This window comes from Streptomyces justiciae (assembly GCF_015163075.1).
Lineage (GTDB): Bacteria > Actinomycetota > Actinomycetes > Streptomycetales > Streptomycetaceae > Streptomyces > Streptomyces justiciae.
Genome location: NZ_JADDXU010000019.1, coordinates 107,313 through 128,040, shown reverse-complemented (window position 1 = coordinate 128,040; position 20,728 = coordinate 107,313). Strand labels below are relative to the sequence as shown.

Genomic DNA, 20,728 nt, shown 5'->3' with positions numbered 1-20,728 from the left:
GCGAGCTCAGGCTTCTCACCGCCCCCGCGTGTGCTCGATCACCATCGCCCCGCCGCCCGGCAGCCCGCCGTCAACGTGTCGAGCGCCCGCCACACCGCGTCCGGTCCCTCGGCGTCGATCACGAGCTGGGTGCCCGAGCCGTCCGGGACGGACACGACGTACGACACCGGCGAGAACGACAGGGCGCCCCACGCCTCACGCCGGTGTTCCAGGGCGAGGATGCGACCGCACGGCTCGCACCGCATCCACGGCACCAGCGCCGGAGCACCCGCCCGGTCGACCGGCTCCAGGCCCTCGACCACCCGCAACTGCCCCTCGAAACCCGGGAGATCGACGATGTCCGCGGCCAGCTGGTCCCACACGCCCCACTGCTCGGCCATCGCCGCGAGCTCGGCCCGCGTCCGGTCGTCCACGGACAGCCCCAGCTCGAACAGCCGGTCCACCAGCCGGAACAGACCGGCCTCCTGCTCACCGATGTCCCAGCATCCCTGGATCTCGGCCACGTCCTCGGCGCCCGGCAGCAACCCGGCGAGCCGTGACCACACGGCCCCCTCGGCGGCGTACGCCCGTTCCTTTTCCTGTCGCTCGTCCATCGCGCCCGACCCTATGCCGCGCGGGCCGATTGTCGGTCCGGTCACCCCGTGGGGTGGAAGTGTGCGGCCCAGTGGGACCAGACACCGGCCAGCCACGCCACCGTGCCGTACGGACGTCCGGAAGCTGGGCGCATGTCCACCCTTGACTCCCTACGGGGATCTCTGCGCGCGGGGGTCCTGCGGGGCGCCGCCGCGCTCGCGCTCGTCGTCGCCCTGCCGGGCAGCGCGCTCGCCGCACCCGGTGACCTCGACACGGCGTTCGGCACCGGCGGGAAAGTCGTCGTCGAGAACGGCTACCGCGCCGACTCCCAGGACGTCGCCGTACAGGCCGGAAACGGCAAGATCGTCACCGTCGGTTCCAGCCAGGGCGGCGACTTCGACGCGTCCGACTTCACCGTGATGCGCCACAACCCCGACGGCACCCCGGACACCTCCTTCGGCGGCGACGGCGAGGTGCTGACCGACTTCGAGTTCGGTGAGGACATCGCCCAGGGGGTCGCGCTCCAGGACGACGGGAAGATCGTCGTGGTCGGGCGCCATCAGGAGACCGACGACGAGTTCGCCGGCTGCTGCTGGTTCACGGTGGCCCGCTACAACACCGACGGCAGCCTCGACACCTCCTTCGGCGGCGGCGACGGCTGGATCAGCCCCGGCCTCGCGGGCGGTGCCGAGGACGCGGCCGGCGTCGCGGTGCTGTCCGACGGGAAGATCCTCGCCGGGGCCCGCGCGGGCGGCGACTTCGCGCTGGTGCGCCTCCTGCCGAACGGCACCGTCGACACCTCCTTCGACGGCGACGGTGTGGTCGACACCTCCTTCTTCGACGAGGGCGGCGCCATCGCGAAGGACATGGTGGTGCAGCCGAACGGCAAGATCGTGATGGCCGGTTACTCGGGCGAGACCTCGTTCGACTTCGCGCTGGCCCGCTACAACCCGGACGGCAGCCTCGACACCACCTTCGGCGGCGACGGCAAGGTCACCACGGACCTCGGCGGCTACAACTGGGGCGAGACCGTGGCCGTCCAGTCCACCGGCAAGATCCTCATGTCCGGTGCCACCGGCGAGGACTTCACCGTGGTCCGCTACAACCTGGACGGCACCCTCGACGGCGGCTTCGGCACCGGCGGCGTCGTCACCACCGACTTCGGCCCCACGTCCGCGGTGAACGACCTCGCGGTCCAGCCCGACGACCGGATCCTCGCCGGCGGTTCCACGGGCGGCGACTTCGCCCTGGCCCGCTACAACGCCGACGGCACGGCCGACACCGGCTTCGCGACCGCCGGCCGGACCACCACCGACTTCGGCGCCTTCGACAGGGTGGGCGCCCTCGCCCTCCAGACCGACGGCAAGATCGTCGCGGCCGGTGACACCAGCGACGACCGCGCCCTCGCCCGCTACCTCGGCGGCACCGGCACCCCGCCGCCCCCGCCGCCGCCCACCGGCGTCGACCTCTCGGTCACCAAGACCGGCACCACCACGGTGAGCATCGGTGACCGGGCCACCTACACCGTGACCGTCACCAACACCAGCACCACCACGAGCGCCACCGGCGTGACCCTCACCGACACCCTCACCGGCCCCGCCGGCACCGTCATCTCGGCGACCCCCTCCCAGGGCACCTGCACGACCGCCGTCTCCTGCGCCCTCGGCACCCTGGCCCCGGGCGCCAAGGCCACCGTGACCGTCGTCGCCGAGCCCCGGGCCACCGGCACCCTCACCGAGAAGGCCACGGTCACCGCGACCCAGACCGACCCGGCGACCGCGAACAACACCGCCACGGTGACCACCACGGTCAACAACGCCCGCGGCTGCACCCGCATCGGCACCAGCGGCAACGACACGATCACCGGGACCTACGGCACCGACGTGATCTGCGGCCTCGGCGGCGACGACAGCATCAACGCGAGCTACGGCAGCGACACCGTGTACGGCAACTACGGCAACGACCGCGTCGACGGCGGCTTCAACGACGACACCCTCAACGGCGGCCCCGGCAACGACAACCTGATCGGCAACTACGGCAACGACCGCCTGAACACCGTCGACGGCGTCTCCGGCAACGACACCGCCAACGGCGGGTTCGGCACCGACACCTGCACGACGGACACCGGCGACACCCGTCTCAGCTGTCCCTAGGGGTCACCCCGGACACCGCGTCCATGGCCGGGCCGCCCTCAGGGGGCCCGGCCATGGACGTCAGCCGTTGATGCCGCTGTAGTGCCTCAGGCTCCACCGCCACAGCCACCGTGCCCCGAGATACGCGAGCACCCCGAGCAGCGGCGATGCCGCCGCCAGCCAGTAGGGGGCGCCGGTGTCATGGCCGTGCCCGGTCAGGACGGCGACCGGGAAGTACGCGACGAACGCGAGCGGAAGGCCGTAGGTCAGGAAGCCGCCCACCGCGCGCGGCAGGACGTTCAGCGGATAGCTGCCGAACGTGCCGAGCAGTTCCTCCAGCCAGTAGCTCCAGTAGTCGGCGGCCGGGAAGCGCAGCGACGCACTGGCCAGCGCCGTGAACAGAGCCGCCTCCAGGAACAGGCCGCCGATGACCGCGGCGATCAGATAGCCGATCCGGCCCGGTGTCCAGTCCAGTTCGCTCCGGCTGAGCGCGCCGATCATCAGGCCCACCGCCACCGTCAGGTCGCCGATCGCGTTGGTGGGGAAGAAGGCCAGCTGGAGCTGGCGGTGCACCGGCATCGGGCGCAGGAGGTAGGTGTCGATCCTGCCCTCCTGGATCTGCCGGCCGGCGCCGTGCACCCGGCCCAGGAAGAGGACGAACAGGGCGTGCGCCAGCATCCGGGTCGCCGGGATCAGCAGGACCTCGGAGCTGTCCCAGCCGCCCATCCCGGTGAACCGGGCCAGCAGCACCGTCGCGAACACGATCACCGACACCTGCCAGATCGCGCCGATCGCGACCATCAGCAGGAACTCGGTGCGGTACTCCAGCTGGGCACGGAAGTTGAGCAGCGTGATGCGCCACATGATCCGCAGGGATTGCACGGTCCTCAGCCTCCCTGGGACATGACACGAAGGGCGGCCCGCCGCCACAGGAACCGGGTGAACAGGTGCAGCGCCACCACCCAGGCGGCCTGCACGGCGAGTTGGAGTCCCGCGTCCGACAGCGGGATGCGGCCGATGTACAGCGACAGCGGCACGTTGAGCGTCGCCTGGAACGGCAGGAACGCGCTCAGCGTCACGAACCAGCCGGGGAAGAACCACAGGGGCGCGTACACGCCGGACAGCAGGTTCTGCGCGAAGATCAGGATCAGCATCGCCGCGTTGTTGCGGACCGTCCAGAAACACATCTGGTCCAGGACGAGCAGCACGTAGTACAGGACGAGCTGGCCGAGCAGCAGGCTCAGCACGAACACCCCTGCCGTCGCCGCCGACTTGGGCGGCTCGACGACTCCGGCCGTGAGGCACACCGTGTATCCGGCGAGCGCCCACGCGAACCCGTACAGCTTCTCGCCGAGCGCGCGCAGGGCGTGGTAGCGCTGCGGTGGCAGCGGGCGCAGGTACCAGTAGACGATCGTGCCGAAGTGCATGTGCTGGAGCACGGTGTCGCGGCCCGCGTACTGGTCCAACTCCCGCATCCTGGAGGCGAGGACGGCCAGCACGGCGTACGTCACCGCCTGGTCGCGGTCCAGTCCGGCGGTGGTGCCGGTGTCGGCGTACAGGCCGTGCCACAGCGATGCCACCAGCACGATCTGCACGGTGAGGCGGAGCAGTACGGCGGTCATCCGGGGCGGGGTGTGCAGCTCGCCGAGCGGGGTGACGCGGGCGGCGCGCCAGGCGTGGAGCACGGCCATGTCAGACCTCTTCCACATGGACGTACGCGGCCCGCATCACGTCCTCGAGGTCCGCCTCGTCGAGGGCGATGTCCGTCACCTCGTGGTGCTCGATGACGGCCTTCAGCGCCTGGTGCACGGTCGGGGCGTCGGGGCCGTCCGGACCGAACACGACCTGCGGACCGGTCCGTTGGAGCAGGGCGATGCCCGGCAGCGGGGCGACCTCCGTGTGCGCGTCGGCCAGCGTCGCCCGGACCTGCCAGGTCGAGCCGAACTTGCGGCGGATCTCGTCGAGGGTGCCGTCCAGGACGAGCCGCCCGTGGTTGACGAGGACGACCCGTTCCGCCAGCCGCTCGACCTCGGTCATGTCGTGGGTGGTGAGCAGCACGGTCCGGCCGCGCTCGGTCACCTGGTGCCGCAGAAACTCCCGCACCTGCTCCTTCACCACGACGTCCATGCCGATGGTGGGCTCGTCCAGGAAGACGACCGGCGGATCGTGGAGGAGGGCGGCGGCCAGGTCGCTGCGCACGCGCTGGCCGAGGGAGAGGTGGCGCACCCGGGTGTCCCAGAAGGAGGACAGGTCGAGGAGGTCGTCGAACTCCTTGAGCCGGGCGGCGTGTTCGGCCTTCGGCACCTCGTAGATGTCCCGCAGGATCGCGAACGACTCCCGCACCGGCAGGTCCCACCACAGCTGGGTGCGCTGCCCGAACACCGCCCCGATGTTACGGGCGTTGCGCTCCCGTTCCTCGTACGGCACCACGCCCGCGACCCGGGCGTGCCCTGAGGTGGGGGTGAGGATGCCGGTGAGCATCTTGATGGTGGTGGACTTGCCGGCGCCGTTCGGGCCGAGCAGGGCGAGGAGTTCGCCGGGGGCGACGTCGAAGGTGATGTCGGTGACGGCGTGCTTGGCGACCCGCTCCGGGTTCACCAGGGAACGGACCGCTCCCGTGAAGCCCGGACGGCGGACGGTGGTGTGGAAGGTACGGGACAGTCCGTGGACCTCGATGCTGGCATCCAAGTGGCATCAACTCCTTTTGGGCACAACGAAGTTGCGGCCGATCGGCAGAAGCGCCGATCGGCCGCGGACTACGTTCCGACGGTGTCGGAAAGTCGATCAATCAGTCAATCGATTAATGGTCTTCTTACTCGTCGGTCGAGAACACGAACGAGAACTCGGCGGGTGCGGCCGTCAGTTGGTACTGCGGCAGCGGGCCGGGCCCGCACGACTGCGAACCGACGCCGTGCTGACCGTGGTCGAGGTTGACCCACACCGTGTCCCCGGCCTTGAGGTCGGTCAGGTGCGAGGCCGCCTCCAGCTGTTCGTTCGTCCAGCGGCGGGCGCTGAACGCGAACTCCGGGTCGCCCTCGATCCGCAGACCGCCGAGCTCCGCCCAACGGACGTCGCCCCGGGCGCCGTTCTCCTGCGGACGCAGGTACGGCGTCTGGAGGCCGTCCACGGTCGACTTCCACAGGCCGATGCGCGACGCCGCCCTCGTGTCGGGGTACGCCTCGCCGGGACCGCCGCCGAACCACGTCACCGCGTCGGCCTCGGCGAGTCCGAGCCGGATGCCGAGACGGGGCAGCGGCACCTTCCAGTCGCCCTCGGGCACCACGGACACCGTCAGCCTCAGCCGGCTGCCGTCGGAGGTCCACCGGTACACCGTGGCCAGCCCCACCTCACGGGCGGCCGGCGCCACCCGCGTCCGCACGGTCAGCGCGTCGTCGGTGAGCTCCACCGCGTCGAGTCGGTGCCGCATCCGGTGCAGGCCCAGCGTGCGCCACAGCGCCGAGTACTGGATGCCCGACACCCACTCGGTGCCCTCGTCGTTGTCGGTGGGCGCCCGCCACACGTCGAGGCGCGGCCCCTCGACGGACACTCCGCCGATCGACCGCAGTGCGCCGGTGCGGGCGTCGAACGCGGCCGGGCCGAGCGTGATCGTCCGTCCGTCGCGCACGGGTCCGTCGGTGGCCGCCACGGACGGCAACGCCCGTACGGAGCCAGGGAACTGACCCCACGCCACCTCGTGCCCGCGCTCGCCCCACGCCGTGTCGGCGGCGAGCGTCGCCCGCACCGTCCACCCGGTCTCCGCGGCGTCCTGGTGAGCGGGCGGCTCGGGCAGCTTCACATCGGCGGACTCGCCCGGCTTCAGTGCGGGCACCGACAGGGAGCCGGACTCCACCGTCTCGCCGTCCACCTGGTACGACCAGTCGAAGGCGAGCGCCGACAGATCGGCGAAGTCGTACTTGTTCGTCACGCGTACGGTGCCGTCGGCGCCGTCGCCCTCGATGCGGACCGGCTCGATGACCTTCTTGTACTCGGCGAGCCCGGGGGACGGTGTGCGGTCGGGGAAGATCAGGCCGTCGCAGACGAAGTTGCCGTCGTGCAGCTCCTCGCCGAAGTCGCCGCCGTAGGCGTAGCCCAGCTCGGCGTGCTCGATGCCGTGGTCGATCCACTCCCAGATGAAGCCGCCCTGGATGCGGTCGTACTTCTCGAACAGCTCCTGGTAGTCGGCGATGCCGCCCGGGCCGTTGCCCATGGCGTGCCCGTACTCGCACTGGATGAAGGGGAGTTGACGCCGCTTGAGGGTGCCGCCGTCGAGCTCCTTGCCGATGGCCTCGACCTCGGTGTGGTTGGCGTACATCCGCGAATAGACGTCCGTGTCACGGCAGTTCCAGTCGCCCTCGTAGTGCACGAGGCGCGAGGTGTCCCGGCGGTGGATCCACTCGGCCATGGCGGTCAGGCCGCGGCCGGTGCCGGCCTCGTTGCCCAGCGACCAGAACACGATCGACGGGTGGTTCTTGTCGCGCTCGACCACGCGGGCCGCGCGGTCCAGGAGGGCCGGGGTCCAGCGGTCGTCGTCGACGGGGTTGTCCCGCCAGTCCTGCTCGGTGAAACCGTGGGTCTCCAGGTCGCACTCGTCGATGACCCACAGGCCGTACTCGTCGCACAGGTCCAGGAAGGCCGGGTGCGGCGGGTAGTGCGAGGTGCGGACCGCGTTGAGGTTGTGCCGCTTCATCAGCAGCACGTCCTCGCGCATGGTCTCCAGGTCCAGCGCGCGGCCCGTCCGCGGGTGCCACTCGTGCCGGTTGACGCCCTTGAAGAGGATCGGCCGGCCGTTGACCTTGATGAGGCCGTCCTCCAGGACGACTGTGCGGAAGCCGATCCGCAGCGGCACCCGCTCGCCCTCGGTGACCAGTTCACCGTCGTACAGCTTCGGCGCCTCGGCGCTCCACGGCTCGACCGGCACCGTCACCGGCTCACCGGTCGCGACATCGATGTCCAGGGCCGGCACGAGCACCCGCCCGTCGACGTCGGAGTCGACGCGCAGGGTGCCCTCGCCGGTCACGTGGTCGTAGTCGGCGTGCACGAAGAAGTCGAGGACGCCGCCCGCCGGGCGGTGCAGCAGGGTGACGTCACGGAAGATGCCGGGCAGCCACCACTGGTCCTGGTCCTCCAGGTAGGAGCCGGCCGACCACTGGTGGACGCGGACCGCGAGGACGTTGCCGGCCGGCTTCAGCAGATGCCCGACCGCGAACTCGTGCGCGAGGCGCGAGCCCTTGAACTCGCCGATGTCCGTGCCGTTGAGCCAGACACGGGCGCAGGACTCGACGCCGTCGAAACGCAGGACGGCACCGCCCTCGTCGAGCGCGGGCCAGTCGGCCGGCAGGTCGAAGACGTGCAGGTGGTCGCCGGTCGGGTTCTCCGTCGGCACGTGCGGCGGGTCCACCGGGAACGGGTAGAGATGGTTGGTGTAGATGGGCTTCCCGAAGGCCCCGTCGCCCTGGAGGACCCAGTGCCCGGGGACCGTGACCTCGGCCCAGTCCCCGGCGTCGTATCCCTCCTCGGCGAACGAGTCGTCCTCGGCGTCGGCGGTCGGGGACACCCTCAGGCGCCAGCTGCCGTTCAAGGAAAGGGATTTGGCGTCCGAGGACGCGTACCAGGCGCGGGGCGGGAGAGCCCCGCTGCCCGGTGACACGTCCTCTACGTAGTCGACGTCGGTGGTGCGGAAGGACATCGGTCTCCAGGTCTTTCGGGAAGTGGTGTCAGCCCTTGATGCCGGTCTGCGCGATCCCCTGCACCAGCCAGCGCTGGAGGAAGAGGAACACCAGGACCAGGGGCAGGATGGAGATGGCCGTGGACATGAAGATCAGGTGGTAGTTCACGGTCTGGTTGGTCATGTACGCGGACAGCGCGACCTGGATGGTCCAGGCGCTGGGGTCCTGGCCGATGACCAGGGGCCACAGGAAGGAGTTCCAGCCGCTGATGAACGTGATCGTGGCCATGGCCGCGAAGAAGTTCAGCGAGTTGGGCACGACGACCCGCCAGTACGCCCCCCAGTACGAGAGTCCGTCCACGCGCGCCGCCTCCTCCAGCTCCTTGGGGAATCCCAGGAAGTACTGCCGGAACAGGAAGCAGGTGAAACCACTGAAGAGGCCCGGGATGATCAGACCGCGGTAGGTGTCCACCCAGCCGAGCGACGACACCAGCACGAAGCTGGGCACGAAGGTCACGGCGGTCGGGATCATCAGGGTGACCAGGACGGCGTAGAAGACCTTGTTGGCGTGCTTGAACGGGATGCGGGCCAGACCGTAACCGGCGAGCGAGCAGATCAGCAGGATGCCGCTGGTGTGCAGGAGGGCGACGACCCACGAGTTCCACAGGGCGCGGCCGAAGTCGACGGTCTCGTCCTTGAACGGCTCGGTGATGTTGCCCCACTGGATGTCGGTGGGGAACCACTTCCAGTTCTCGCCCGTGATCTCCGGGTCCGTCATCAGGGCGTTGCGGACGATCAGATAGAAGGGGATCAGGAACAGCAGGGCGGCGACGCCGGTGGCGATGTAGAGGCCGGTGTTGCCGATGACCCCGCCGCGCTTCTTCTTCGCGGGAGTCTTCCTGACGTCAGGTGCGGTGGTGGTCACTTGGACTCCTCACCCCTTCCGAAGCCCATGATCTTGCCCTGGAACAGCGTGATGATCAGGATGAGCAGGGTCAGGATGACCGCGCCCGCGCTGCCCTGGCCGTAGTCCTGGTTCTCGCCCAGTGCCGTCTTGTACAGCTCGACTAGCGGCGGCTGGCCCCAGGTCGCCTTGCTCAGCAGGTTCCAGAACTCGTCGAAGGCCTGGTAGGCGGCGATCAGCAGGAGCAGGATCACCGCGGTGGAGGTGGCGCGCAGCTGCGGCAGGGTGATGTACCGGAAGGTCTGCCAGCCCGGCTTGGCGCCGTCGATGGACGCGGCCTCGTAGAGCTCGGCCGGGATGTTCTGCAGCGCCGCCAGGAACAGGATCATGTAGAAGCCGGCCTGCAGCCACAGCCGCAGCGTCACGATGACCAGCCAGTACCAGGGCGGGTCGGGGTTGGCGAGCCAGGCGACGTTGTCGACGCCGAACCAGCTCAGGATCGTGTTCGCCATGCCGAAGCGGACGCCGTTGAAGATGGACATCTTCCAGATCAGCGCGGCGGCCACGTAGGACACGGCGGTCGGCAGGAAGAACACCGACCGGAAGAACGCCTTCATGAACCGGATGCGGTGCACCAGCAGCGCCAGGCCCAGCGAGAGCGCCCAGGTGGTGGGCACGATGAACGCGGCGAAGACGGTGAAGGTGACCAGCGCCCCGGTGAAGTCGGGGTTGTCGAGGATCGCCCGGTAGTTGTCGAAGCCGATGAAGCTGCTCGGCGAGACGGTGAAGCGGGCCTCGAAGAAGCTGAGGTAGATGCTCCAGCCCATCGGCACGAACACGAAGACGATCAGGCCGATGAGGAAGGGCCCGGTGAACAGCCAGAAGTTGAGCGTGGCGTTGGCCCGCAGGCCCCGCCGCGGCCGCGCCTTCGCAGGCTTGGCCGGGGCGGGGTTCGCGAGGTCGATCTTGGTGGTGGTCGACATGTCGAGGTCCGTCCGCCGGTCTATCCGAAGAGCTTCTTGAGCTCGGCGTTGACCTTCTTGTCACAGGCGTCCAGCGCGGCCTCCGGGCTGCCGCCCTTGCGCACGGAGTTGGCGATCACGTCGTTGACCGCGGCGATCATGGCCTGCGTCCAGCCGATGTTGTCGAAGTGCCCGTACTCGCTGAAGAGCTTGACGCCCTCGGCCGGCAGACCCGACTTGAGCTTGGTCGCCGACTGCGCGATCGAGGTGCGCGGCGGGATGTGGAAGCCGTAGGAGAGCGCCCAGTCCTCCTGGTACTCCTTCTGGTCGATCCACAGCCACTTGACGTATTCCTTGGCCGCGTCGACGTTGTCGCCCTTGGCGTTGACGAACATCGACCAACCGCCGTTGGTGACCGAGAACTTGCCGGCCGAGCCGACCTTCGGGAAGGGGAAGATGCCGACGTCGTCGCCGAGCGCCTTCTGGATGACCGGCATGGCCCACATGCCGCACCACTGGATCGCCGTCAGACCCTGCGTGAAGGCGGAGGGGTCCCACCAGTCGGCGGGGGCGTCGAGCAGCAGGTTGCCGCTGGTGAACAGCTTGCGGAGCTGGCCCAGGCCCTCGGCCACGGCGTCCGTGTGGTACGCGATCTCGTTCTTCTCGTTCAGGGTGTCCGCGCCGGCCGACCAGATCAGCGGGCTCTGGACCGGCGTGATGTCGTTGCCGAGGAAGGCGCCCTTGACCTTGTCCGTCGTCAGCTTGTTGACGGCCTCGATCAGCTCCTCCAGCGTCTGGGGGACCTCGACCTTCGCCTTCTCGAACAGCGAGGGACGGTAGTAGAAGAACTGCGGGTCGTCGATCATCCGGACGCCGTATATCTTCCCGTCGACCGTGTGGGAGGCGATGTCGGCCGGGTTGAAGTCGTCCTTGACCGGGTTGATGATGTCGGACAGGTCCGCGACCTGACCGCTCGTCACCAGCTGAAGCTGCGGGTGGAACTCGAAGACGTCGGGGGCGTTCTTGGTGAGCAGGGCCGGGAACAGCTTGTTCTCGAAGTTGCTGCCGGTGATCCACTGGGTCGTGACGTTGGCGTCCTTGTAGGCCTTGGCGTACCGCTTGATGGCCTGCTCGGTGCCCGCCTCGCCGTACGCGTGGAAGTACTGCACCAGGCTGTCGCCAGAGCTGCTCCGGCCGGTGTTGCCGCCGCACGCGGCCAGCGAGCCGGCGGCCGCCATACCCGCTGCGGCCCGGAAGAGGGATCGGCGGGACCAGTTGTTGTTGCTCAATGCCGACATGCTGACGTCCTTGTCTCGAGTACGGCTGCGGCTCAGCGCCAATGGCTCAAAAGGAGTTGCGGTGCGGGACGTTAACCTTCGGCTAAGGCTTCGGCAAGGGGTTGGACGAAGTCTGTTCGAAGCGTTGCGTGACGTTCGGGATGCCGGACGTCACGAGGTGCGGACCGCCGTCCCGGCGGCCCGCGACCCCCTTTTCCGGTGGCCGGGGTTACTGCCGGTGGTGTGCTTTGGCTCGCGCCGACGGGGTGCGTTTCTGCTGCCTCTGCCCGACCGACTGCAGTGCCCCTTCGAGCGCGAACGTGGCCGCGCCCAGGCACACCGGGTCGGTGGGGATCGGGGAGAGGACGATCTCGGTGGCGGCGTTGGGCCGGGGCAGCGCGTGCCGGGCGACGGCCCCGCGCACCTCCTCGACCAGGGGCTCGCCGAGGGCGGCCGCGACCCAGCTGCTGAGCACGACCACTTCCGGGTTGAACAGGTTGACCAGGTCGGCGATGCCGGCACCCAGATAACGGACGGTGTCGCGGACCACCTTGACCGCCACCGGGTCCCGCTCGGCCAGCCCCCGCGCCAGCGCGGCGATCGTCGCCGTCTGGTCCTCCGGGTGCAGCAGCGGACTGTCGGCGCTCGACTCGCGCAGCGTCAGCATGATCCCGGACGCGCCGACGTACGCCTCCACGCACCCGTTCTTGCCGCAGCGGCACAGCCGGCCGTCCAGCACGATGGTGGTGTGGCCCCACTCCCCGGCGCTGTTGCTGACGCCCCGGTGCAGCCCGCCGCCGAGGATCAGCCCGGAGCCCACGCCGGTGCCGAGGTTGACCACCACGGCGTCCCCGCGCCCGCGCGCCGCCCCGAACCACAGCTCGGCGACCGCCGAGGCGCGCAACGGGTTGTCGAGGTAGAGGGGGTAGGCGATGTGCTCGGTCAGCAGGTCGAGCAGCGGCACGTCGTGCCAGTCCCAGTTGGGCGCGTACTCCGAGATACCGGTGGCCCGGTCCACCTGGCCCGGCACACTCACCCCGACCCCCAGGACCCGCGCCCCCTCGATCCCGGCCTGCGCGACCACCGAGCCGACGACCGCGGCGACATGCCCGACCACCTGCTCGGGCCGGCTCTCGCTCGGCCGGACGTCCTCCTCGGCGCGCGCGAGCACGTTCAGCCCGAGGTCGAACAGCTCGACATGGACGTACGTCTCCGCGATGTCGACGCCGATCAGCGCGCCGCCCGACGCGTTGACCGCGACCAGTCCCCGGGGGCGGCCGCCCGCCGAGTCCTCGAACCCGACCTCCGTGATCATCCGCAGGTCGAGCAGCTCACCGACGAGCGTGGCGACGGTGGCGAGGCTCAGCCCGGTGGCGGCCGCCAGCTCCTGCCGGGAGGTGGGCGATGCGGCGATGATCTGGCGCAGCACCTCGTAGCGGTTCGCGGTGCGGATGTCACGTGAGGTGCGCTTCACCGGGTAGCCCCGTCCCTTCGCTCATGCCGGGACGACGTCGGCACCGGCGCGCGGCAAGGCTATGACCGCCGCGACCTTTCGACAAGGGGTTAGGAAAGGGGCTTTATAAAGTCAGTCGCCGAGTACGTCCCGCACGAAGCTGTTGGCGAATTTACCGCTCGGGTCGAGGTCACGCGCAAGCGCCCGGAAGTCGTCGAGCCGCGGGTAGCGCTCCGCCAGCACCGCGCCCGGCGTGGTGAACACCTTCCCCCAGTGCGGCCGCGCCCCGAACCCGTCGAGCGCCTCCTCCAGCCGCCGTACGACGGGCAGCACGGCCGCGGTGTCCTCGATCCAGGTGAAGTGCAGGGCCACCGTGTCCCGTCCGTACGCCGGACTCAGCCACTGCTCGTCCGCGGCGACCGTGCGCACCTCGCAGGTCTGGAGCACCCCGGCGACCGTCTCCCGGATGCCGTCGACCGCGTGCAGCGCCTCGACGGCGTACTCGCGCGGCAGCAGGTACTCCGACTGGAGCTCCGCCCCGCTGCTCGGGGTGAACTCGGCCCGGAAGTGCGGCAGTCGCTGGTGCCAGGGGCCGGGCACCCCGAACTGCTCGGTGCAGTTGACCGCGGGCATCCCCGGCACCGGGTGCAGCTTCTCGGTGGCGGGCGCGGCCCAGGGGAAGTCGGCGAGCGGCTGGTCCACCCGCCGCTTGAGCCACACCTGCCGGAAGCCCGGCGCCCGCCAGTCGGTGAACAGGCTGACGCTGTACGCCGCCGACATCACCGTCTCGAAGTCCAGTCCCTCCAAGGGGAGTTCGGTGAAGACGTGCTGTTCGACGTCGTACGACGGCTCCAGGTCCAGCGTCAGCGCGGTGACGACCCCGAGCGCGCCCAGCGAGGTCACCGCACCGCCGAACCGCGGGTCACCCCGCCCGATCGTGACCGTCGAGCCGTCGGCGAGGACGAGCTCCACCTCGCGCACCGCGCCGACCAGCGGGCCGTTGCCCACGCCCGAGCCGTGCGTCCCGGTCGCGACCGACCCGGCGACCGAAATGTGCGGCAGGGACGCCATGTTGGGCAGCGCGAGCCCGTGCGCGTCGACCATGCGGGCGAGTTCCGCGTACCGCACGCCACCGCCGACCCGCACGGTCCGCGCCGCCGAGTCCACGTCGATCACCGGCGGGAACCCGGCGACGGAGAGCAGCGTCCCCTCGGCGCCCGGCTCGGCGATCTCGTTGAAGGAGTGTCCGCTGCCCAGCACCCGCACCTTCGCGCTCCCGGCCACCAGCGCCGCGAGGGTGTCGAGCGAATAGGGCCGGTGCAGCTCCTTCGCGGTGTACGTGATGTTGCCCGCCCAGTTGGTGACCGTCTCCGTCATTCCTGCGTCCCTCCACGTGAGTGCGTGTGCATTGACCCTCTCATTCGCCGCCGCCTACGTTAGAAACCGTTTGCTATCCAAGACGCCCAGATCCAAGCCGCCAAGATCCAAGACGCCCGATCCAAGACGCCCAGCGGGAAGGCCCTTCGTTGTCCGAGCGCCCCCACGCCGTGTTCGCCATGACCGCCGCCAACGTTCCGCTCGTCTTCCCGCCGGAGGTGCTGGCGCGGCTGCGGGAGTCGGTGGTCATCGACGACGGCCTCGTGGCCGAGGACTTCACCGACCCGCGCGTCCGGCAGGCGCTCGCCCGCACCGAGATCCTCGTCACCGGCTGGGGCTGCCCCCGCCTGGACGCGGCCGCCCTCGACGCCGCCCCGAAACTCCGGGCCGTCCTGCACTCCGCCGGCTCGGTGAAGGGCTTCGCGACGCCGGAGGTCTGGCGGCGCGGCATCGCCGTCTCCTCCGCCGCCGTCGCCAACGCGCTGCCGGTCGCCGAGTACACCCTCGCCATGATCCTCCTCGCCGGGAAGGACCTGCTCACCGCCCGCGAACGGCTGCGCGGCACCCGCGCCCACCCCGGCTGGGGCGTCGTCCCCGGCATCGGCAACCTCGGCCGCCGCGTCGGCGTCATCGGCGCCTCCCGCATCGGCCGCCGGGTCCTGGAACTCCTGCGCCCCTTCGACCTGTGCCCCGCTCTCGCCGACCCGTACGTCGACGCGGCCCGCGCGGCCGAACTCGGCGTACCCCTCCTGGAGTTGGACGATCTCCTGCGCACCTCGGACATCGTCACGATCCACGCCCCCGAGACCCCCGAGACGCATCACCTCGTCGGCCGCCGCGAGCTGGCCCTGATGCCCGACGGGGCGACCCTGATCAACACCGCGCGCGGGGGACTCGTCGACCACGACGCCCTGATCGCCGAACTGCGCACCGGTCGCCTGAACGCCGTCCTCGACGTCACCGACCCCGAGCCCCTCCCGGCCGACTCCCCGCTCTACGACCTCCCCAACGCGTTCGTCACCCCGCACCTCGCGGGCTCCCAGGGCAACGAGCTGGCCCGCCTGGGCGCGACGGTCGCGGAGGAGGCGGCGCGGCTGGGGGCGGGGGAGAGGCCGGCGTATCCGGTGGAGTGGGCGGCGCTGGAGCGCGAAGCCTGAGCGGTGCGGATTTCGTTGATTTGCAGGGCCTTAAGGCGAGCTATTCGCAAATATCTGGCGTTATCGATGCGCTATCAGTAGCTTCTGTCGTCATGACCCTCGATCCGCTCCCCGACACCGACCTCACCCGGCACCGCCGCCTGCGCGCGCAGGGCAGCCTCGACCGGGCCGACCTGAACGCGATCCTCGACGCCGGGTTCGTCTGTCATCTGGGTGTGGTCGTCGAGGGGCGGCCGCTGGTCGTGCCGACTGTCTACGGGCGGGACGAGCGGCATCTCTACCTCCACGGTTCCGTGGCGAGCCGCAGTCTCGCGGGCGGGACGCCGGTCTGCGTCACCGTCACGCACGTGGACGGCCTCGTCCTCGCCCGGTCCGTCTTCGAGCACGGGGTGAACTACCGCAGCGCGATGATCCACGGCGACGCCCGCAAGGTCACCGACCCCGAGGAGAAGCTCGAAGCTCTGCGCCGGCTCACCGAACACGCGACGCCGGGGCAGTGGTCGTACGCCCGGCAGCCGAACCGCAAGGAACTCGCTGCCACCACCCTCCTCGCCCTCTCTCTCGAAGAGGCCTCGGTCAAGATCCGGACCGGTCCGCCCGAGGACGGTGACGGGCCCGACGCGGAGCTGGGGCTGTGGGCCGGTGTGCTGCCGCTCACCTCGGTCTGGGGAGCGCCGGTCGGCGACCCGGCGCTGGCCGCCGAAACGCCCGTACCCGGACACATCGCACGGCGCGAGGGGACCCGGTACGCGTGACGGGCGGGCGGGGGCATACCGTGAGGAGTCGAACGCCTTGGTCGGGAGGAGATGACGGATGGGCAGCCGTACCGCGCTGGTCGAAGATCTGATGGAGAGGTTCCCGGGAGTGCCACGGGAAGCCGTCTTCAAGGAGGATCTGCTCCGGGGTGGAGTGGCCTTCGACCCGTCCGCCCTCAGCGACAACGAGGGTGGTGAGGTCAAGCCGAAGTCGTACTTCATCTTCTCCTTCGACCACGGCACCCTCCCCGAGCTCGGCGAGGCCGCGCTGCGCCGCCCGCCGGAGGAGATCATCCTCACCGGCGGTCCGTACGACCTGCGCCGCACCGTCGTCTCCGTGCGCGTGAACCCGGCCTCGCCGTACCGCGTCGCCGCGAACGAGGAGGGCGTGCTCGGCCTCTATCTCGACGGCAAGCGGATCGCCGACGTCGGTGTGCCGCCGATGCCGGAGTACTACAAGCACAAGCTCGCCAACGGGAAGTCCGTGATGGAGGTCGCCCCGACCATCCAGTGGGGCTACCTCATCTATCTGACGGTCTTCCGGGTGTGCCAGTACTTCGGCGCCAAGGAGGAGTGCCAGTACTGCGACATCAACCACAACTGGCGCCAGCACAAGGCGGCAGGCCGGCCGTACACCGGTGTGAAGGACGTCGAGGAGGTCCTCGAGGCCCTGGAGATCATCGACCGGTACGACACCCAGAAGGCCTCCACCGCCTACACGCTCACCGGCGGCGCGATCACCAAGACCGTCTCCGGGCGCGACGAGGCCGACTTCTACGGCCACTACGCCAAGGCCATCGAGGAGCGCTTCCCGGGCCGCTGGATCGGCAAGGTCGTCGCCCAGGCGCTGCCCAAGGACGACGTGCAGCGGTTCAAGGACTACGGCGTGCAGATCTACCACCCCAACTACGAGGTGTGGGACGAGTATCTGTTCAAGATGTACTGCCCGGGCAAGGAGCGCTACGTCGGCCGCGACGAGTGGCACAAGCGCATCCTCGACTCGGCGGAGATCTTCGGCGCGCGCAACGTGATCCCCAACTTCGTGGCCGGCGTGGAGATGGCCGAGCCCTTCGGTTTCAAGACGGTCGACGAGGCGATCGCCTCGACCACGGAGGGCCTGCGCTTCTTCATGTCGCAGGGCATCACGCCCCGCTTCACCACCTGGTGCCCCGAGCCGACGACCCCGCTGGGCAAGGCCAACCCGCAGGGCGCGCCGCTGGAGTACCACATCCGGCTGCTCCAGGCCTATCGCCGGACGATGGAGGAGTTCGGCCTCTCCTCGCCCCCCGGCTACGGTGAACCCGGCGCCGGACGCGCGGTGTTCTCCGTGAGCTCCTTCATGGACAGCCTCCCGGCGCAGGAGTCGGTGGAGGCGTAGCCGTAGGTTCGCGAAAAGGAAGGCCCGGATAGAGACGTCCGGGCCTTCTTTGCGTATGTATCCAGAAGTGACACCAGAAGGAACAGGCGCAACAGGCACAACAAGGGCAACGTGACGTGGGCGTACGCCAACTCCCGGTAACCGGATTTGAATAGCCCGCTTGTCAGTTGTGTGGAACCCGTGAAAAGCTCGTGCACTGCCGCGAGGTTCCCCACAACTCCGTTGCCAATAAGGTGAGTTGACCTCGCTCTGGATGCAGGAGACCGATGCCCGACCTGCCGACCCCCCATGATGCCACCGAGGCCGCGCTGTTCTCGGAGTGCTGGGACGCGGTGCTCTCCTATGCCGACCTGTGCACGTCCGGGTCCACCGCGGCCAACCAACTGGCCACGGAGGCGTTCTCGCTCGGCATGCGCGAGGCCAGAGCGGCCGACACGGGCCCGGGCCGCGGCGCCGGCCGGCGGGCACCCCGGCTGCCGATGATCCCGCTGCTGCTCACCGCGGTGCGGACCACCGCGGCCGGCTGGGAGACCGACGGCCAGGGCCACAAGCTCGACCCCGACCTGCGGCTCTGGCTCAACTCCGAGAAGGCCGACCGCTACACCGGCCCGCCGCTCCAACGTCCGCTCGCCCTGCGCGGGTTGCGCGACATGCAGGAACACGATGCCGACCTGCTCTGGCTCGCCGAGGTCGAGGCGCTGCCGCTGTCGGTGGTGGCCCGCCGGCTCGGCCTCGACCCGGCCCAGGTGTCCGAGGAACTCGCCCAGGTGCGCGGCCTGTTCAGGGACCGCAGCCACCGCAACCACCTCGACACCCCGATGGCCGCGCAGTGCCGCAGCTACGCCCGGCTCCTCGACGCGGTCACCCGGTCCTCCGGCGCCGACACCCCCGAGGACCTCTCCCGGCACCTCGCCACCTGCGTGCAGTGCGCCGAGGCCGCCGCCTGTCTGCGGCTGCACGGCGGAGGGCTGCCCGCGGCCCTCGCCGGCGGGGTCATCGGCTGGGGCGGCCTCGCCTACCTGGAGCGCAGACGCCGGGCCGCCGAGGTGCGGCTGGGTGCCGGACGCCCGGAACCGGCCGACGCGGGCCCGCCGAACCCGGGCGCGCACAAGGCGCGGGTCGTACGCAACAGCCTCCTCGTCACCGCCGTACTCGTCTCGCTGCTGGCGCTCGGCGTCTCGATGATGCCGTTCGGCAAGGGCGACATGGACGACGGCTCCGCGAGCCCCGGCGACTCCGCCGACCGCCAGCCGGTCGCGGCCGACCCCGGCACCACGCTGCCCTCCGCGAGCGCCCGCCCGTCGGGCTCGCCGACCCCGTCCGCGAGCGACACCCAGGGCTCGCCCACCCGGGAGAACCCCGACCCCGAACCCCAGGGCACCACCTCCTCCGCCGCGCACGACGACGACAAACCGGCCCCCGCCACGACCGAACCGGCCGCCTGCACCTACAAGTACGCCCTCGTCAACCAGTGGCCGGACGGCTTCCAGGCCACCATCACCGTCACCACCGCGCGGGCCCTCGACGACTGGCGGGTCGCCTGGTCCTTCAAGGACGGCCAGAAGGTCAACCAGATGTGGGACGGGAACTTCACCCAGAGCGGCTCCCGCGTCACCGCCACCGCCGCCGACTACAACAAGACCGTCGCGGCGGGCGCCGACCTCGCCTTCGGCTTCCTCGCCTCCTGGCAGGGGGCGAACACGCCGGGGTACGACGTGACGTTGAACGGGCAGGCCTGCACGAAGGCCTGATTAATTCGGTTGACGGGGCCGAGGGTGCCCCGGATACGGTGTGGACGTTCCAGCCGGACGGGCTGGCCGAGTGAGTTTTTTCGAGGAGGTGTCGACCGATGGCTGTCACTGCGATGAGCGCTGCCCGCATTCAGATCATCACGTCCACCTCCTCCGTGGCCACCGGCTGACCTCACACAACTTCCTCGCCGGGGCCGCCCTTCGAAGGGTCACCCTTGACTTCCTCCGGCTCCACCTCTTCTGTTTTCTCCGCGCTCGCTCCCTACGGCTGGGACGACGCATGGGCGGACGAGTTCGCCCCCTACGACGCCGAAGGACTGCTCGCCGGGCGGGTCGTCCGCGTCGACCGCGGGCAGTGCGACGTCGTCACCGCTCACGGGACGCTGCGCGCCGACACCGCGTTCGTCACCCCGCACGACCCGCTGCGGGTCGTGTGCACCGGCGACTGGGTCGCCGTCGAACCCGGCGGCAACCCGCGCTACGTACGGACGTATCTGCCGCGCCGTACCGCCTTCGTGCGCTCCACCTCCTCCAAGCGGTCCGAGGGGCAGATCCTCGCCGCCAACGTCGACCACGCGATCGTCGCCGTGTCGCTGGCCGTCGAACTCGACCTCGGCCGCATCGAGCGCTTCCTCGCCCTCGCCTGGGAGAGCGGCGCCCAGCCCGTCGTCGTGCTCACCAAGGCCGACCTCGTCCCGGACGCCGTGACGCTCGCGCATCTCGTCCAGGACGTGGAGACGACGGCGCCGGGTGTGCCGGTGCTCACCGTCAGCGCCCTGGACGGGGACGGGCTCGACATCCTCACCGCGGTGGTCTCCGGCGGTACCTCCGTGCTGCTCGGGCAGTCCGGCGCCGGGAAGTCGACCCTGGCCAACGCTCTCGTCGGCTCCGAGGTCATGGAGGTCCAGGCCGCCCGTGACGTCGACGGGAAGGGACGGCACACCACCACGACCCGCAATCTGCTCGCCCTGCCCGGCGGGGGTGTCCTCATCGACACGCCCGGGCTGCGAGGCGTCGGGCTCTTCGACGCCGAGAGCGGCGTCGGGCAGGTGTTCTCCGAGATCGAGGAGCTGGCGGGGGAGTGCCGGTTCCATGACTGTGCGCACGAGAGCGAGCCGGGGTGCGCGGTGCTCGCCGCGATCGACTCCGGGGAGCTGCCCGAGCGGCGGCTGGAGAGCTATCGGAAGCTGATTCGGGAGAACCAGCGGATTGTCGCCAAGACCGATGCGCGGGTCCGTGCGGAGCTTCGGCGGGAGTGGAAGAAGCGGGGGGCCGAGGGTAAGGCGGCCATGGAGGTTAAGCGGGGGCGGTGGGCTTAGCGCCTAGTGGGGTGCCGCGCGGGGC

General features: G+C 70.1%; 16 protein-coding genes. 6 read left to right on the top strand and 10 right to left on the bottom strand.

Going from position 1 to position 20,728, the window contains the following annotated elements:
* Nucleotides 1-38: 38 nt before the first annotated feature.
* A complete protein-coding gene (locus tag IQ210_RS38565; RefSeq protein WP_194083916.1) occupies nt 39-593 on the bottom strand; it encodes a hypothetical protein in 555 nt (184 codons plus the stop codon).
* Nucleotides 594-725: 132 nt separating this feature from the next.
* On the opposite strand from IQ210_RS38565, the gene IQ210_RS48045 reads away from it, so the two are divergent.
* Entirely contained in the window at nt 726-2,726 is a 2,001-nt protein-coding gene (locus tag IQ210_RS48045; RefSeq protein ID WP_194083915.1) for a DUF11 domain-containing protein, read from the top strand.
* Between the two features lie 60 nt (nt 2,727-2,786).
* Here the strand turns inward: IQ210_RS48045 and IQ210_RS38555 are convergent, their stop codons facing one another.
* From IQ210_RS38555 to IQ210_RS38515, 9 genes are all read right to left on the bottom strand, one after another.
* Complete coding sequence (locus IQ210_RS38555) at nt 2,787-3,569, bottom strand: ABC transporter permease (protein WP_228049283.1); 783 nt, start codon at nt 3,567-3,569, stop codon at nt 2,787-2,789.
* Nucleotides 3,570-3,592: 23 nt separating this feature from the next.
* Nucleotides 3,593-4,396, bottom strand: a complete 804-nt coding sequence (locus IQ210_RS38550; RefSeq protein ID WP_194083913.1) for an ABC-2 family transporter protein — start codon at nt 4,394-4,396, stop codon at nt 3,593-3,595.
* 1 nt (nt 4,397) lies between these two features.
* The gene (locus IQ210_RS38545) at nt 4,398-5,393 is read right to left on the bottom strand and encodes an ABC transporter ATP-binding protein (protein WP_194083912.1); all 996 of its coding nucleotides are present in this window, start codon (nt 5,391-5,393) and stop codon (nt 4,398-4,400) included.
* A 124-nt stretch (nt 5,394-5,517) separates the two neighbouring features.
* On the bottom strand, nt 5,518-8,391 hold the full coding sequence (locus IQ210_RS38540) for a glycoside hydrolase family 2 TIM barrel-domain containing protein (RefSeq protein WP_194083911.1): 2,874 nt from the start codon (nt 8,389-8,391) through the stop codon (nt 5,518-5,520).
* A 28-nt stretch (nt 8,392-8,419) separates the two neighbouring features.
* Nucleotides 8,420-9,295, bottom strand: a complete 876-nt coding sequence (locus tag IQ210_RS38535) for a carbohydrate ABC transporter permease (protein ID WP_194083910.1) — start codon at nt 9,293-9,295, stop codon at nt 8,420-8,422.
* Nucleotides 9,292-10,257, bottom strand: a complete 966-nt coding sequence (locus IQ210_RS38530; RefSeq protein WP_194083909.1) for a carbohydrate ABC transporter permease — start codon at nt 10,255-10,257, stop codon at nt 9,292-9,294. Before IQ210_RS38530 ends, IQ210_RS38535 begins: the two co-directional genes overlap by 4 nt.
* A gap of 20 nt (nt 10,258-10,277) precedes the next feature.
* Nucleotides 10,278-11,534 (bottom strand): ABC transporter substrate-binding protein, encoded by a 1,257-nt coding sequence (locus tag IQ210_RS38525; RefSeq protein WP_194083908.1) that lies wholly within the window; start codon nt 11,532-11,534, stop codon nt 10,278-10,280.
* A gap of 208 nt (nt 11,535-11,742) precedes the next feature.
* On the bottom strand, nt 11,743-12,987 hold the full coding sequence (locus tag IQ210_RS38520; protein WP_194083907.1) for an ROK family protein: 1,245 nt from the start codon (nt 12,985-12,987) through the stop codon (nt 11,743-11,745).
* A 111-nt stretch (nt 12,988-13,098) separates the two neighbouring features.
* Entirely contained in the window at nt 13,099-14,343 is a 1,245-nt protein-coding gene (locus IQ210_RS38515; protein WP_194083906.1) for a D-arabinono-1,4-lactone oxidase, read from the bottom strand.
* Between the two features lie 149 nt (nt 14,344-14,492).
* Here IQ210_RS38515 and IQ210_RS38510 point away from each other — a divergent pair, with 149 nt between their 5' ends.
* From IQ210_RS38510 to rsgA, 5 genes are all read left to right on the top strand, one after another.
* Nucleotides 14,493-15,500, top strand: coding sequence for a hydroxyacid dehydrogenase (locus IQ210_RS38510; protein WP_194083905.1), 1,008 nt, complete (start codon nt 14,493-14,495; stop codon nt 15,498-15,500).
* A gap of 92 nt (nt 15,501-15,592) precedes the next feature.
* Complete coding sequence (locus IQ210_RS38505; protein WP_194083904.1) at nt 15,593-16,255, top strand: pyridoxamine 5'-phosphate oxidase family protein; 663 nt, start codon at nt 15,593-15,595, stop codon at nt 16,253-16,255.
* A 58-nt stretch (nt 16,256-16,313) separates the two neighbouring features.
* Nucleotides 16,314-17,633, top strand: coding sequence for a radical SAM protein (locus tag IQ210_RS38500; protein WP_194083903.1), 1,320 nt, complete (start codon nt 16,314-16,316; stop codon nt 17,631-17,633).
* 266 nt (nt 17,634-17,899) lie between these two features.
* On the top strand, nt 17,900-19,384 hold the full coding sequence (locus IQ210_RS38495) for a cellulose-binding domain-containing protein (RefSeq protein WP_194083902.1): 1,485 nt from the start codon (nt 17,900-17,902) through the stop codon (nt 19,382-19,384).
* Nucleotides 19,385-19,599: 215 nt separating this feature from the next.
* Nucleotides 19,600-20,703, top strand: coding sequence for a ribosome small subunit-dependent GTPase A (gene rsgA / locus IQ210_RS38490; protein ID WP_194083901.1), 1,104 nt, complete (start codon nt 19,600-19,602; stop codon nt 20,701-20,703).
* The last annotated feature ends 25 nt before the right edge of the window (nt 20,704-20,728 follow it).